This window comes from Rhizobium sp. BK008, assembly GCF_014197345.1.
Lineage (GTDB): Bacteria > Pseudomonadota > Alphaproteobacteria > Rhizobiales > Rhizobiaceae > Rhizobium > Rhizobium anhuiense.
Genome location: NZ_JACIFK010000014.1, coordinates 58,169 through 71,179, shown reverse-complemented (window position 1 = coordinate 71,179; position 13,011 = coordinate 58,169). Strand labels below are relative to the sequence as shown.

The 13,011-nt window shown below is 62.7% G+C and carries 15 protein-coding genes; 10 read left to right on the top strand and 5 right to left on the bottom strand.

The annotated features are described in order from the left end of the window. Nucleotides 1-9: 9 nt before the first annotated feature. The 3 genes from cobT to FHT69_RS32940 all read left to right on the top strand — a co-directional run bounded on the left by cobT (nucleotide 10) and on the right by FHT69_RS32940 (nucleotide 3,676). Nucleotides 10-1,911: a cobaltochelatase subunit CobT gene (gene cobT / locus FHT69_RS32950; RefSeq protein ID WP_047615893.1), complete on the top strand. Its 1,902-nt coding sequence runs from the start codon at nucleotides 10-12 to the stop codon at nucleotides 1,909-1,911. A 24-nt stretch (nucleotides 1,912-1,935) separates the two neighbouring features. Further along, the gene (locus FHT69_RS32945) at nucleotides 1,936-2,973 is read left to right on the top strand and encodes an esterase-like activity of phytase family protein (RefSeq protein WP_028756439.1); all 1,038 of its coding nucleotides are present in this window, start codon (nucleotides 1,936-1,938) and stop codon (nucleotides 2,971-2,973) included. A gap of 136 nt (nucleotides 2,974-3,109) precedes the next feature. Beyond that, on the top strand, nucleotides 3,110-3,676 hold the full coding sequence (locus FHT69_RS32940; RefSeq protein ID WP_028756438.1) for an AAA family ATPase: 567 nt from the start codon (nucleotides 3,110-3,112) through the stop codon (nucleotides 3,674-3,676). Between the two features lie 13 nt (nucleotides 3,677-3,689). On the opposite strand, the gene FHT69_RS32935 is transcribed toward FHT69_RS32940, so the two are convergent. Together FHT69_RS32935 and rpmB are read right to left on the bottom strand one after the other, a co-directional pair. Beyond that, nucleotides 3,690-4,325 carry a VUT family protein gene (locus FHT69_RS32935; protein WP_028756437.1) on the bottom strand — a complete coding sequence of 212 codons (636 nt, stop codon included), beginning with the start codon at nucleotides 4,323-4,325 and terminating at the stop codon, nucleotides 3,690-3,692. 112 nt (nucleotides 4,326-4,437) lie between these two features. Then, complete coding sequence (rpmB, locus tag FHT69_RS32930; RefSeq protein WP_028756436.1) at nucleotides 4,438-4,734, bottom strand: 50S ribosomal protein L28; 297 nt, start codon at nucleotides 4,732-4,734, stop codon at nucleotides 4,438-4,440. 241 nt (nucleotides 4,735-4,975) lie between these two features. Here rpmB and FHT69_RS32925 point away from each other — a divergent pair, with 241 nt between their 5' ends. Together FHT69_RS32925 and FHT69_RS32920 are read left to right on the top strand one after the other, a co-directional pair. Next, nucleotides 4,976-5,755: a DUF3108 domain-containing protein gene (locus FHT69_RS32925; RefSeq protein WP_063476287.1), complete on the top strand. Its 780-nt coding sequence runs from the start codon at nucleotides 4,976-4,978 to the stop codon at nucleotides 5,753-5,755. A 30-nt stretch (nucleotides 5,756-5,785) separates the two neighbouring features. Next, nucleotides 5,786-6,673, top strand: coding sequence for a DMT family transporter (locus FHT69_RS32920; RefSeq protein WP_063476288.1), 888 nt, complete (start codon nucleotides 5,786-5,788; stop codon nucleotides 6,671-6,673). A gap of 112 nt (nucleotides 6,674-6,785) precedes the next feature. Here FHT69_RS32920 and FHT69_RS32915 read toward each other — a convergent pair whose 3' ends face one another. Further along, nucleotides 6,786-7,214 (bottom strand): cupin domain-containing protein, encoded by a 429-nt coding sequence (locus tag FHT69_RS32915; protein ID WP_063476289.1) that lies wholly within the window; start codon nucleotides 7,212-7,214, stop codon nucleotides 6,786-6,788. Then, nucleotides 7,214-7,984 (bottom strand): hydroxyacylglutathione hydrolase, encoded by a 771-nt coding sequence (gene gloB, locus FHT69_RS32910; RefSeq protein WP_063476290.1) that lies wholly within the window; start codon nucleotides 7,982-7,984, stop codon nucleotides 7,214-7,216. The genes FHT69_RS32915 and gloB overlap by 1 nt, the downstream gene beginning before the upstream one ends. Before the next feature lie 53 nt (nucleotides 7,985-8,037). Here gloB and FHT69_RS32905 point away from each other — a divergent pair, with 53 nt between their 5' ends. The 4 genes from FHT69_RS32905 (at nucleotide 8,038) to FHT69_RS32890 (ending at nucleotide 11,398) form a co-directional block, all read left to right on the top strand. Further along, a complete protein-coding gene (locus FHT69_RS32905; protein ID WP_028756431.1) occupies nucleotides 8,038-8,814 on the top strand; it encodes a class I SAM-dependent methyltransferase in 777 nt (258 codons plus the stop codon). 135 nt (nucleotides 8,815-8,949) lie between these two features. Beyond that, nucleotides 8,950-10,047 (top strand): histidinol-phosphate transaminase, encoded by a 1,098-nt coding sequence (hisC, locus tag FHT69_RS32900; protein WP_028756430.1) that lies wholly within the window; start codon nucleotides 8,950-8,952, stop codon nucleotides 10,045-10,047. Next, on the top strand, nucleotides 10,044-10,970 hold the full coding sequence (locus tag FHT69_RS32895; RefSeq protein WP_028756429.1) for a prephenate/arogenate dehydrogenase family protein: 927 nt from the start codon (nucleotides 10,044-10,046) through the stop codon (nucleotides 10,968-10,970). The genes hisC and FHT69_RS32895 overlap by 4 nt, the downstream gene beginning before the upstream one ends. An 8-nt stretch (nucleotides 10,971-10,978) precedes the next feature. After that, nucleotides 10,979-11,398, top strand: coding sequence for a GNAT family N-acetyltransferase (locus FHT69_RS32890; protein WP_063476292.1), 420 nt, complete (start codon nucleotides 10,979-10,981; stop codon nucleotides 11,396-11,398). 13 nt (nucleotides 11,399-11,411) lie between these two features. Here the strand turns inward: FHT69_RS32890 and FHT69_RS32885 are convergent, their stop codons facing one another. Further along, nucleotides 11,412-12,428 carry a DUF2125 domain-containing protein gene (locus FHT69_RS32885; RefSeq protein WP_063476293.1) on the bottom strand — a complete coding sequence of 339 codons (1,017 nt, stop codon included), beginning with the start codon at nucleotides 12,426-12,428 and terminating at the stop codon, nucleotides 11,412-11,414. Between the two features lie 52 nt (nucleotides 12,429-12,480). Between FHT69_RS32885 and FHT69_RS32880 the strand changes: the two genes are divergently transcribed. After that, nucleotides 12,481-13,011, top strand: coding sequence for a gamma-glutamylcyclotransferase (locus FHT69_RS32880; RefSeq protein WP_028756426.1), 531 nt, complete (start codon nucleotides 12,481-12,483; stop codon nucleotides 13,009-13,011).

Here is a 13,011-nt window from a genome sequence, read left to right as displayed (position 1 = left end):
CGACCGATCATGGCAGCTCGCGGTGACAATTCGAAAGCAAAACCCGGCGCGCCTGTCGACGTCGAGCCATTGCGCCGGGCGATAACCGGCTGCGTGCGCTCGATCGCCGGCGACGGCGATGTCGAGGTGACCTTCGCCAACGAACGGCCGGGGATGACCGGCGAGCGAATCCGGCTGCCGGAGCTTTCCAAGCGGCCGACGGCGCATGAGCTGGCGGTCACCCGCGGGCTCGGCGATTCCATGGCGCTGCGCCTCGCCTGCCATGACGAGAAGGTGCATGCGACGATGGCGCCGCAGGGCTCGGACGCCCGGGCGATCTTCGATGCGGTCGAGCAGGCGCGCGTCGAATCGATCGGCGCGCTGCGCATGGAGGGCGTGGCGTCGAACCTGCGCTCGATGACCGAGGAGAAATATTCCAAGGCGAATTTTACCGGCATCGAGCGTCAGGAAGACGCACCGGTCGGCGAAGCCGTGGCGATGATGGTGCGCGAGAAGCTGACCGGCCAGCGCCCGCCGGCCTCTGCCGGCAAGGTGCTCGATCTCTGGCGCGGCTTCATCGAGGACAAGGCAGGGACCGAGCTCGACAACCTGTCGAACTCGATCAACGACCAGCAGGCCTTCGCCAAGGTCATCCGCAACATGCTGTCGGCCATGGAAATGGCCGAGGAGTATGGCGACGACGACAGCGAAGCCGACAATGACGACCAGTCGGAGCAGGAAGACCAGCCGAACGGCGACGAGCAGGATCAGGACGAGGTCGACGAGGATGCCGGCACCGATGCCGCCCCCGTCGAGGACAGCGAAGTCGCCGACGAGCAGATGGAGGACGGCGAGACCGAAGGCGCCGAGATTTCCGACGACGACATGATGGAAGAGGGCGAGGACGATTCGGAAACGCCGGGCGAAACCCGCCGTCCGAACACGCCTTTTGCCGATTTCAACGAGAAGGTCGATTATCACGTCTATACCGAAGAGTTCGACGAGATCATCACCGCCGAGGAGCTCTGCGATGCCGCCGAGCTGGAGCGCCTGCGCGCTTTCCTCGACAAGCAACTGGCGCATCTGCAGGGCGCGGTCGGGCGGCTTGCCAACCGGCTGCAGCGCCGGCTGATGGCGCAGCAGAACCGTTCCTGGGATTTCGATCTGGAAGAGGGCTATCTCGATCCGGCCCGGCTGCAGCGCATCATCATCGACCCGATGCAAGCGCTTTCCTTCAAGATGGAGCGCGACACGCAGTTCCGCGACACCGTCGTCACCCTGCTCATCGACAATTCAGGCTCGATGCGCGGCCGGCCGATCACGGTTGCCGCCACCTGCGCCGATATTCTTGCCCGCACGCTGGAGCGCTGCGGCGTCAAGGTCGAGATCCTGGGCTTTACGACGAAGGCCTGGAAGGGCGGGCAGGCGCGTGAAAGCTGGCTTGCCGGCGGCAAGCCGCAGACGCCGGGCCGCCTCAACGACCTGCGCCACATCATCTACAAGTCGGCCGACGCGCCGTGGCGGCGCGCCCGCGCCAATCTCGGGCTGATGATGCGCGAGGGTCTGCTCAAGGAAAATATCGACGGCGAGGCGCTGATCTGGGCACACAATCGCCTGCTCGCACGCCGCGAGCAGCGCCGCATCCTGATGATGATCTCGGACGGGGCGCCGGTGGACGATTCGACGCTGTCGGTCAATCCGGGCAATTATCTGGAGCGGCACCTGCGCGCCGTCATCGAACGGATCGAGACGCGCTCGCCTGTGGAATTGCTGGCGATCGGCATCGGTCACGACGTGACGCGCTACTATCGCCGCGCCGTGACGATCGTCGATGCGGACGAGCTTGCCGGTGCAATGACCGAGCAGCTTGCCTCGCTATTCGAAGATCAATCCGTCCAGCCGCGTGGCGGCCGGCTGCGCCGTGCCGGCTGATGTCGCTCAAAGGAAATACCCGGCATGACGATCAAGCGTCTCTGCGGTGCGGCGTCGATTGCCCTCTGTATCGCCACAGGCGCCTTCCCGTCCTGGGCTGCTGACGAGGTGCCGGTCATTAGCCGGCAAATATCGGACTTCAGGATCGGCTCTTCAGAGACGAAATTCGGATCGATGGAATTTCTCGGCGGGCTGGAGATGGTGTCCAGCCGAGCGCTGTTCGGTTCGCTCTCCTCCATCCGTTTCCGGCCGGACCAAAAACATTTCGTCGTCGTGCTCGATACCGGCCAATGGCTGACCGGCAGCATCGAGCGCGACGTCAAGGGCAGGCTTTCCGGCCTTTTGGATGTCGAGATCACGCCGATGAAGAACAGCGCCGGGCTGAGCTTCGAGGGCAAGGGATATATGGATGCCGAGGGCCTGGCGCTGGACGGTGACCGGATTCTGGTCTCCTTCGAGCAGCGCCATCGCGTCGATGTCTATCCCGACCCCGGCTTCGCCGATTCGAGCGCGATCGCCACTTTGCCGATCCTTATCCCGCGGAAGATGTTGAGCGACAATCGCGGCATCGAGACCATCACGGTGGCGCCGGCATCGAGCCCGCTGAAGGGCGGCGTGGTCATCGTCTCCGAGCGCGGTCTCGACAGCGACGGCAACCGGCTGGCGGCCATTCTCAGCGGGCCGCTGAAAGGGCGTTTCTCGGTCGAGCGGGATGGCAGCTTCGACGTCACCGACGGCGCCTTCCTGCCGAACGGCGACCTGCTGCTGCTGGAACGCCGCTTCAACATGGCCGAAGGCATCGGCATGCGCCTTCGGCGCATCAAGGGCGCCGATATCAAGCCCGGCGCCGTCGTCAGCGGCGACTTGCTGCTGGAAGGCAATTTCAACTCGCAGATCGACAATATGGAAGGGCTCGATGCCTTTCAGGCGGCCGACGGCACGACCCATATCATCCTGGTGTCGGACGACAATCATTCGATCCTGCAGCGCAACCTGATGCTGGAATTCCGGCTTTCGGAAGAAGCCGCGTGGGTAGCGCCGAGTTCCCAGAAGCGGAATTGATCCTAGCCACCGGCCCGAAATCGGAATCGATTTTCGGAAAGCGCGATGCGAGGATTGAAAATGCTAGAGCGTCAGACTGATGTCATATGCCTCGGCTATCCCGCGCAATCGGGAATCCGTCTTCGGAGGGAGATTCATGGTGCATATTCATGTCATGGGCGCGTCCGGTTCCGGTACGACATCGCTCGGCCGTGCGCTTGCCGAAAGGCTCGATATCGCCCATCTCGACACCGACGATTTCTTCTGGATGCCGACCGATCCGCCGTTCACGACGCCGAGGAATGCCGACGAGCGTATCCGGCTGCTCCTTGATGAAACCGCACGGCATGACGGCTGGGTTCTCTCCGGATCGGCGCTGAAATGGGGCGGGCCACTGGAGCCGCTTTACGAGCTGATCGTATTTCTCAGGATCGAGCCGGAACTGCGGATAGCGCGAATCCATGCGCGGGAGATTGCCCGGTATGGAAACAGGATCGGGCCCGGTGGCGACATGGAAGTTAAAAGCGGGGAATTCCTGCAGTGGGCGGCGAGTTACGACACAGCCGGTCCGGAACGCCGCAGTCTTGCGGCGCATGAGCAATGGCTGGAAACGCAGACAGCGCCGGTGTTGCGGCTCGATTCGTCACGAGATATCGACGATCTGGTTGCAGAGGCTCTGCTGCATCCGGCGATCGCCGCCGGTGCGGTCCGGCGGCGGCGTTGACACGGTCGTCGGTTTAGCTGGCGCGGGCGGCCTGCATCGGCCGCAGCACGTTCATCAGCGCGCCATAGGGCAGCAGCATGACGAGGCCGACGATCATCTTCACGGCGAAATCGCCGATCGCCCAGGAAATCCAGCGTGGAGCCTCCGTGGCGAAGACGCCCAGGACGGGAGCTGCTTCCAGCGCGAAAGGATCGTTCGGGCCGAGGAGGACGAAGAACGCGGCGAAGGACAGCGAGAAGAACATCACCGTATCGAGCGCCGAGCCGATCAGCGAGCCGACCAGCGGCGCGCGCCACCAGGCCTGGCGGCGAAGGCGGTTGAAGACGGCGATATCGAGCAACTGGCCGGCGAGATAGGCCGAGCCGGAGGCGATGGCGATGCGCGGAACCGAGGTGAAGAAGGAGAGTGTCACGCCAACGACGAAGCCGGCAAAGACGACCTTGCGGGCGGCCTGTGGGCCGAACTGGCGGTTGGTCAGATCGGTGATCAGGAAGGCGATCGGATAGGAGAAGGCGCCCCAGGTCAGGATGTCGGCAAGGTTGATGCCGGCGACTTCGGCGTTCAGCGGAAACTGGACGAGGAAGTTGGAGGCGACGACGACGAGCGTCATCAGCGCGACATAGGCGATGGTATAGCGGGTCTTCAGCATTTTTTTATCCTGGGTGATGCCACCAGTTGGAGGAGTAAACCGACAAAGCAAAAGGCTTGTCCGGTATTATCCGTTCAAGCCTTTTGAAGCCGTATGAAAGAAAGGCAGAAGCTTACGCAGCAGCGGCTTCGGCGGTCTTCTTGACGATCTGACGGCGCAGCAGGCGCGCGCGCATCGAGAGTTCGTTTTCGCCGGCCTTCAGCAGGAAGGCATCGAGGCCGCCACGATGCTCGACGGAGCGAAGAGCAGCAGCCGAAACGCGAAGACGATAACGCTGGTTGAGAGCGTCGGATATCAGCGTGACCTGGCACAGGTTCGGCAGGAACCGGCGCTTGGTCTTGTTGTTGGCATGGCTGACATTGTTACCAGTCAGGACGGCCTTGCCGGTCAATTCGCACACGCGGGACATGGAACACCTATTCTTGTTTTTGTCGGGCCATCGAATTGACATTCCCGGCAAAACCAGGCGCGCAATCCAACAGGCATGATTGGAAAGTTGCGGTTCTATAGTCAGACAGGCTGCTTGCGTCAAGCCAAACCTTGGCCTTTCCCGCAATTCTGTCAAAAAGCTGCTGTTTTCTTCCCTTCACGGCAGGAGTATAGAGCGCTTAACAAGGGCTGCCAGCGCGCGCCAAGACAAGGCTTGATTCATGGCTCATTCGGGCAGACGGATTTTCATTTCGGCCATCGCCGCGCTGCTTGCCATACCGGCATCGGCGGCCGAAATCCAACATCGGACGGAATACCGGGTGACGCTCGCCGGCTTGCCGATCGCGCGCGCCGCCTTCCTGACGCAGATCGAGGACGATCACAGCTACAAGATCGCCGGCAGCATCAATTCCGCCGGCCTTGCCGATCTCGTCACGACGATTTCGGCCAAGACCAGCGTGAGCGGTGTCGTGCGCAATGATAGATTGCAGGCGCAGAAATATTCGCTCTACTACAAGAGCGGCAAGAAGGCCCGCGTCTACGAGGTCAGTTACCGCGACGGCAACATCGTCTCGGCGACGACAACACCGGCGCCGAAGCGTCCGAAGAACTGGATCGATGTCACACCACGCGACATGCGATCGGTGCTCGATCCGATCTCCGGCCTGGTCTTCACCGGCGATACCAAGGTCTGCTCGCAGACGCTGCCGATCTTCGACGGCGAGACGCGCATGGATCTGGTGCTTTCGCCGAAGGGCGACGAGGATTTTTCGACCAACGGCTTCAAAGGCAAGGCGGTTGTCTGCGGCGTGCGCTTCGTGCCGCGCTCCGGCTACAAGAAGGGCCGCAAGGACATCGACTATCTCAGCAAAAGCAACCGCATGGAAATCTGGTTTGCCAAGTCGGACACGGCAAATGTATACGCTCCCGTCTATGTGCGTATTCCAACCGAATATGGAATGGTGACGATCACTGCCGTCAAATACGGCAGCGACAGCTGACGGAGCTTCTGTCTCCGTGAAGGGGGATGGGTGAGGCTTCGCGCGACATTGATCGGTTTTACGGCCATCCTGATGTGGTCGTTCCTGGCGCTATTCACGGCCGCCTCCGGCAAGATGCCGCCGTTCCAGCTTGCGGCCATCTGCTTTGCGATCGGCAGCATCCCCGGCCTCGCGGTGCTTGTCCTCAACCCCGCGCGGCTGGCGCTGTTGAAGCAGCCGGCCAAGGTCTGGATAACGGGTATTGCAGGGCTGTTCGGTTATCACTTCCTCTATTTCACCGCGCTCCGCAACGCACCGGCGGTGGAGGCGGGGCTGGTCGCCTATCTCTGGCCGCTGTTGATCGTCGTCGGTTCGGCGCTGCTGCCGGGCGAACGGCTGCGCTGGTATCATCTGGCGGGTGCGCTTGCCGGGCTTTGCGGCACCTTCCTGATCGTTGGCCGCAACGGCATCGATTTCGACGGCGCCTATGCCGTCGGCTACGGGGCCGCCTTTCTCTGCGCCTTCACATGGTCCGGCTATTCGCTGCTGACGCGGCGTTTCGATGCCGTCTCCACGGATGTCGTCACCGGCTTTTGCCTTGCGACATCCATCCTGTCGTTCTTCTGCCATCTCGGCCTGGAGACGACCGTCTGGCCGGCCACGGGTTTCGAATGGGTTGCCGTCGCCGGGCTCGGGCTTTTTCCGGTCGGTGCTGCCTTCTATGCATGGGATCACGGCGTCAAGAACGGCGACATTCAGATCCTCGGCGCGGCAAGTTATGCCGCGCCTCTGCTTTCGACGCTGATCCTGCTGCTGTTCGGATTTGCCGAGCCGAGCTGGCGCGTTGCTCTTGCCTGCCTGCTCGTTACCGGCGGGGCGGTGCTGGCCGCCCAGGACATGTTCCGCCGCAAGGTTCCGGCGCAGTCTGCGGCAGAGTAGGCCTTAAAACAGGATCCAGATTTTACGCCCGGTTGGCCTAAATTCTGAATCCTGTTCTAAATTATATAGTTAGAGCATGATGTCGTCCGAAAGCCGCTCACACTTTTCGGCATCATGCTCTAGCGCCGGGCTTCCAATCGGGTGGCGCCATCTCGAAGCTCGAAAATTCGAAGCCGGGCGAGACGGTGCAGCCGACCAGGGTGAAATCGCCGAGGGTTTCGGCCGATTGCCAGCAATTGGCGGGAACGATCGCCTGCGGCCGCTCGCCGGCGGACAGGTTCGTCCCGAGCGTCAGGGTCTCGCTTGCGGTTCCGTCTTCCGAACGATGCAGGAAGAGCGGCGCGCCGGCGTAATAATGCCAGACCTCAACCGCGTCATGGACGCGATGCCAGTGCGAGCGCTGTCCCCTGGTCAGCAGATAATAGATCGCCGTCGAGTGGCCGCGTTCTCCGCCCGCCGTATCGCGGAACGTCTGCGCATACCAGCCACCCTCGGGATGCGGCTGCATGCCGAGTTCGCGGATGATGTCCTGAGGCGACATCAGAAATTGTCCTTGCGCTTGCGGATCTCGGCAAAGACCTCCTCGTTGGTCTTGCCTTCCATGATCAGATTGCGGCGGATCGCCGGATCGGCGGCGCGCAGGAACGGGTTGGTCTCCTTTTCCAGCCCCAGCGTCGTCGGAATGGTGAATTTGCCGTCGGCACGAAGGGCCTCGACCTCGGCGGCGCGGCTCTTCAGGCGCTCGTTGTCCGGATCGATCGTCAGCGCGAAGCGGGCATTGGACAAGGTGTATTCATGGCCGAAATAGACGGCAGTCTCATCGGGCAGCACGGCGAGCTTCTGCAGGGAATGCCACATGTCGGCGGCCGGGCGTTCGAACAGCCGGCCGCAGCCGAGCGCAAACAACGTGTCGGCGGCAAAGAGCAGCTTGTCGTCGACGAAGTGATAGCAGATATGGCCGGCGGTGTGGCCGGGAGTCTCGATGACCTTGACCGTGTGATCGCCGAAAAGGAAGCTGTCGCCATCGGCCATCGTCCGGTCGAGGCCGGGAATGGCGACGGCCTCGTTGATCGGGCCGATGATCTCGCAGCCGAACTGCTCCTTCAGCGCCAGGTTGGCACTAACATGGTCGGTGTGGTGGTGGGTGGTGAAGATATGGCTGATTTTCCAGCCGCGGCGAGTCGCCGCTTCCAGGATCGGCGCCTCCTCCGGCGCATCGATCGCCGCGGTCAAGCCTGTCTCCGGATCGTGCACGAGAACGCCGAAATTGTCGGTGCGGCAGAGAAAAACGTCTAATTCCAAAGGTTTCATCGTTCAATAATCCCTTGTCTCAGGAGTCTCGCGGGAATGTAGAGGTTCCGGCCTTGAAGTCCAACCGCCCGCTGATAACATTTGTCGCAATGCACGCCGATATCGTCGACCTACGCCAGTTCTACCATTCCGAGCTCGGACGTCTTGCCGAGCAGTCGATCGCCATGGCGCTATCCTCGCTCTGGGTGCGGCTGCCGCAGGAGCGTCTGGTCGGTCTCGGCTATGCCGTGCCCTTCCTCGACCGTTTCCAGGCCGATACCGAGCGCACCTTCGCCTTCATGCCGGCCGGGCAGGGCGCGGTGAACTGGCCGATGGGCTCGCTCTCGTCGACGACGCTTGTCTTCGACGAGGAGTTGCCGCTGCCGGATTCCTCGATCGACCGGGTGCTGATGGTGCATTCGCTGGAATTCGCCGAAAGTCCGCGCGAGACGCTGAAGGAGCTCTGGCGGGTGCTGGCGCCAGGCGGACGGCTTGTTATCGTCGTGCCGAACCGGCGCGGCGTCTGGGCGCGCATGGAGCATACACCCTTCGGTTCGGGCCGGCCCTATTCGCGCGGCCAGCTGACGCATCTGCTGCGCGAGACCAATTTCACGCCGGGCGCGACGGCCGAAGCGCTGTTCTTCCCACCTTCGAAGCTCAGGACCATTCTGCGCCTTCGCCGTGCCTTCGAGCGGATCGGCCGAACGCTGTGGCCGGCCTTCTCGGGCGTCATCATCGTCGAGGCGCAGAAGCGGCTTTATCAGGGGCTGCCGGTTGCAGCGCGGGCTTCCCGCCGCGTCTTCGTGCCGGTTCTCGCACCGCATGGCGTGCCGACCACACGCAACCGCTGACGCCGCTCTCAGCCTTCTCAGGCTGCTTGCGTCACGCCCATACCTCTCGACAACAATCGCATTCCGCTTTAATGCCACTTGGTGTTTTTCAGCCCGGATTTCCGGCAATTCCAAGGTCGACCCATGAGCGTTGAGATGAGCAAGCCCGTTCCGCGTCCCGGTATTCTCGATATCGCAGCCTATGTGCCGGGTAAGGAACATGCGCCGGGCGTTGCCCGCGTCTACAAGCTTTCGTCCAACGAAACGCCGCTCGGCGCCAGCCCGAAGGCAATCGAGGCGTTCAAGGCGGCCGCCGACACTCTGGCGCGTTATCCCGACGGGCAGGCGGTCGAGCTGCGCGAGGCGATCGCCGCCGTGCATGGTCTCAATCCGGCAAACATCCTTTGCGGCAACGGTTCGGACGAATTGCTCGGCCTGCTCTGCCATGTCTATCTCGGCGCCGGCGACGAGGGCATCATCACCGAGCACGGGTTCCTCGTCTACAAGATCCAGATCCTGGGCGCGGGTGCCGTGCCTGTCGTCGTCAGGGAAAAGGACTGTACCGTCGATGTCGATGCGATCCTTGCCGCGGTGACGGAGAAGACGAAGATCGTCTTCATCGCCAATCCCGGCAATCCCACAGGCACCTATGTTCCCGTCAGCGAGATCCGCCGCCTGCAGGCCGGGCTGCCGAAACATGTCGTCCTCGTGCTCGATGCTGCCTATGCCGAATATGTGCGCCGCAACGATTATGAAGCCGGCATCGAGGTCGTGTCCTCCAATGCCAACGTGGTGATGACCCGCACCTTCTCGAAGGCCTATGGTCTTGCGGCGCTGCGTGTCGGCTGGATGTATGCGCCCGCCGAGATCGTCGACGCGCTGAACCGCGTGCGCGGGCCGTTCAATTTGAACGCGCCGGCAATCGCCGCCGGCGCCGCGGCCATCCGCGACCAAGCCTTCGTCCAGCAGGCCGTCTCCTTCAATCAGATGTGGGTGGAGACGCTCACCCGGGCGCTCGAAGCGATCGGGCTGAAGGTGACGCCGTCGGTCGCCAATTTCGTCCTCATCCATTTCCCCGAGATCGACGGCAAGCGCGCCGCCGATGCCGACGAGTTCCTGACGAGCCGCGGCTACATCCTGCGTGCCGTGCGCGGCTATGGCTTCGCCAATGCGTTGCGCATGAGCATCGGTCCCGAAGAGGCCAACCGCGGCGTCATTGCCGCGCTCAGCGAATTTATGGGACATCAGTCATGAGCGTGCAGTTCGATCGGATCGCGCTGATCGGCATCGGCCTGATCGGCTCTTCGCTTGCCTACGATATCAGACGGCTCGGCCTTGCAAGGGAGATCGTCGTCGCCACCCGCAGCGCCGATACGCTGAAGCGTGCGGAAGAACTCGGCCTTGGCGACCGCTACACGACGTCGTCGCAGGATGCCGTCAAGGATGCCGATCTGGTGATCGTCTCGGTGCCGGTCGGCGCTTCGGAAAGCGTGGCGAAGGAGATCGCGGGAAGCCTGAAGCCCGGGGCTGTCGTCACCGATGTCGGCTCCACCAAGGCCTCGGTCATCGCACAGATGCTGCCGCATATGCCTGATAATGTGCATTTCATCCCCGGCCATCCGCTGGCCGGTACCGAAAAATCCGGCCCGGATGCCGGCTTTCCCGGCCTCTTCGAAGGCCGCTGGTGCATCTTCACGCCGGTCGCCGGTACCGACGAGGTGGCGCTGAAGCGGCTGCGCAGCTTCTGGGAAGCGCTGGGCTCGAAGGTCGATGAGATGGATGCCGAGCATCACGACAAGGTGCTCGCCATCGTTTCGCACCTGCCGCATATCATCGCCTATAATATCGTCGGCACTGCCGACGATCTGGAGACGGTGACGGAGTCCGAGGTCATCAAATATTCCGCCTCGGGCTTTCGTGATTTCACCCGCCTTGCCGCCTCCGACCCGACCATGTGGCGCGACGTCTGCCTGCACAATCGCGATGCGATCCTCGAAATGCTGGCGCGTTTCTCGGAGGATCTCGCCTATCTGCAGCGCGCCATCCGCTGGGGCGAGGGCGACAAGATTTTCGAACTCTTCACCCGCACGCGCGCCATCCGCCGCTCGATCGTCCAGGCCGGCCAGGATGTCGACGCGCCTGATTTCGGCCGCCCCCACGCGCTGGATAAGAAGTAGCCGCCGCGATGGTGGAAGTGGCAAATGCGAGCCAGGCGGATACCGATTGGCTGGTTCGTGAAGATGCCAGTTCCGGTGAAGCATGGGTATCGCGCTGCGTGACGCTCGGAGAATACCTCGTTGCCAAGGAGGGCAGCGAGATCGTCGGCTTTCTGCGCTTCTCCCGCTTCTGGGGCAGGGTTCCCTATATGGAAATGATCCGCGTCCTGCCCGGCCATCGCCGGTCGGGCGTCGGCACCGCGCTGTTTCTCGCCTGGGAAGAGGCTATGCGCGGTGAGGGCGCCCGTCTGCTGATGACGTCGAGCGAATGCGATGAAAGCCGGCCTCAGGACTGGCATCGCCGCAACGGATTTACCGAAACCGGCGCGATCGAACTGCCAGGCCTGCAATCGGTGCCGGAGGTCTTCTTCATCAAGCCGACAGCCTGAAAGGCGAGATAGGTCAGATCGGCGGAATCCGGCCGAGCGGGATGAAGCCGCTGACGGTGGCGTTGCCGCGATCGACGACGAGATCGACCGAGACCTTGTCGCTGCCGGCGGCAAGCGCCTTCAAGAGCTTCGTCGCCGTGTTGACGGTCGAGGCGAGGTCGGGAAAGGCCTGCTTCAGGCTGTCGCCCCAGGGGCCGAGCTGTTCGATCTCCAGCTTGAATTTTCCCGAGAGGAAGCCCTGCTCGTCGAAGGAGAAGGGGCCGGTGAGCGTCATCACCTTGCCGTCGCCGATGTCGGCGACGATGCGGCGCAGTTCACCGGTGGCGCCATTGAGGCCATTTGGGTCGCTGCCGTCGATCAGGCCGGCCTTGCCGGCGACGGTCAGGTCAATGCTGGCCGACAGTTTCGGGAAGATCTGCGGCCAATCCTTGATCGCCGTGTTCGCATCCTGCACGGAGATCGCGCCGTCGAGATCGGCGCCGTTCTGGCGCAGATGGATTTCGGTGCGAGCGGCATCAAAGCTGATGGTCTGGCCGGTGAAAGAGGAGACTGCCATCGCTTTCAGACCCTCGATGACGGTCGAGCTGCGGTCGATGCCCCTGAGCCTGGTCGCAAGGCTCGATTGCAGGTTCGTCCATTGGGCCGAGATCGAAAGGCCGTTGCCGGTGCGGATCTCGGCCGGCGAATCGAGCTCCCAGACGATATTGCCGGGCGCATAGACCTGGGCTGCCGAGCGCAGCGCGCCGAAGGTGGCGGAGACACCGTTGACGTTGTCGTCGACGTCGATCCTGGAGCAGAACAGGCCGATGCGGAAGGGATAACCGCGGAATTCGATATCGGAGCATTCGCCGCTGACGCCAGCCTCTCCGCGCGGCGCGATCGCCTTCAACACCGTGGTCTTCAGCGCCGACGCTGCATAGAACCAGCCGCCGGTATAAAGCGCGATCGCCAGGAGGACGCCTCCACCCAGCAACCAGAATTTCTTGCCGCTGCCGGATTGGCTGCTGCCGGATCGGCTTGACGCTGCCATGATGTTCTCCAATGGTGAATCGCGAATGTGATTCCCGGTCTTGGCGTGCGATATGGACGAATTTTGGGTATTTGGCTACGGTTCACTGATGTGGAATCCGGGCTTCGAGTTCATGGAGCGGGCAGAGGCTCTGGTCTATGGCTACAGGCGTTCACTCTGTGTCCGTTCCTTTGTCCATCGCGGCACACGCGACAATCCTGGCCTGGTTCTCGGCCTCGACAGGGGTGGCGCCTGCCGCGGCATGGCTTTCCGCATTTCCGCGGAAAAATGGGATGAGGTGATCGATTATCTCCGCGCCCGCGAGCTGGTCACCAATGTCTACCTGGAGCGCCGGGTGCGGCTGCAGCTTGCCGGCCGGCGCCGGGTGGAAGCGGTCGCCTACATCATCGACCGCGACCATGAGCAATATGCTGGCGCCCTCGATGCGCTTGCCGCGGCACGGGTGGTGAACGAAGCAAAAGGCCAGTCCGGTCCGAATGATGCCTATGTCTTCAATACGCTGACGCATCTGAAGCAGATGGGCATTCGCGACCATTGGCTGGAGCAGGTCGTCCACGAGGTGGAACGGTTGCGCGCCGCCTGA

Excerpts from the sequence above, each read along its gene's own strand:
- FHT69_RS32945 (WP_028756439.1), top strand. The coding sequence starts at position 1,936 with ATGACGATCAAGCGTCTCTGCGGTGCGGCGTCGATTGCCCTCTGTATC.
- FHT69_RS32935 (WP_028756437.1), bottom strand. The coding sequence starts at position 4,325 with ATGCTGAAGACCCGCTATACCATCGCCTATGTCGCGCTGATGACGCTC.
- FHT69_RS32940 (WP_028756438.1), top strand. The coding sequence starts at position 3,110 with ATGGTGCATATTCATGTCATGGGCGCGTCCGGTTCCGGTACGACATCG.
- FHT69_RS32915 (WP_063476289.1), bottom strand. The coding sequence starts at position 7,214 with ATGTCGCCTCAGGACATCATCCGCGAACTCGGCATGCAGCCGCATCCC.
- FHT69_RS32890 (WP_063476292.1), top strand. The coding sequence starts at position 10,979 with ATGGTGGAAGTGGCAAATGCGAGCCAGGCGGATACCGATTGGCTGGTT.
- FHT69_RS32895 (WP_028756429.1), top strand. The coding sequence starts at position 10,044 with ATGAGCGTGCAGTTCGATCGGATCGCGCTGATCGGCATCGGCCTGATC.
- FHT69_RS32925 (WP_063476287.1), top strand. The coding sequence starts at position 4,976 with ATGGCTCATTCGGGCAGACGGATTTTCATTTCGGCCATCGCCGCGCTG.
- FHT69_RS32880 (WP_028756426.1), top strand. The coding sequence starts at position 12,481 with ATGGACGAATTTTGGGTATTTGGCTACGGTTCACTGATGTGGAATCCG.
- gloB (WP_063476290.1), bottom strand. The coding sequence starts at position 7,984 with ATGAAACCTTTGGAATTAGACGTTTTTCTCTGCCGCACCGACAATTTC.
- rpmB (WP_028756436.1), bottom strand. The coding sequence starts at position 4,734 with ATGTCCCGCGTGTGCGAATTGACCGGCAAGGCCGTCCTGACTGGTAAC.
- hisC (WP_028756430.1), top strand. The coding sequence starts at position 8,950 with ATGAGCAAGCCCGTTCCGCGTCCCGGTATTCTCGATATCGCAGCCTAT.
- cobT (WP_047615893.1), top strand. The coding sequence starts at position 10 with ATGGCAGCTCGCGGTGACAATTCGAAAGCAAAACCCGGCGCGCCTGTC.
- FHT69_RS32885 (WP_063476293.1), bottom strand. The coding sequence starts at position 12,428 with ATGGCAGCGTCAAGCCGATCCGGCAGCAGCCAATCCGGCAGCGGCAAG.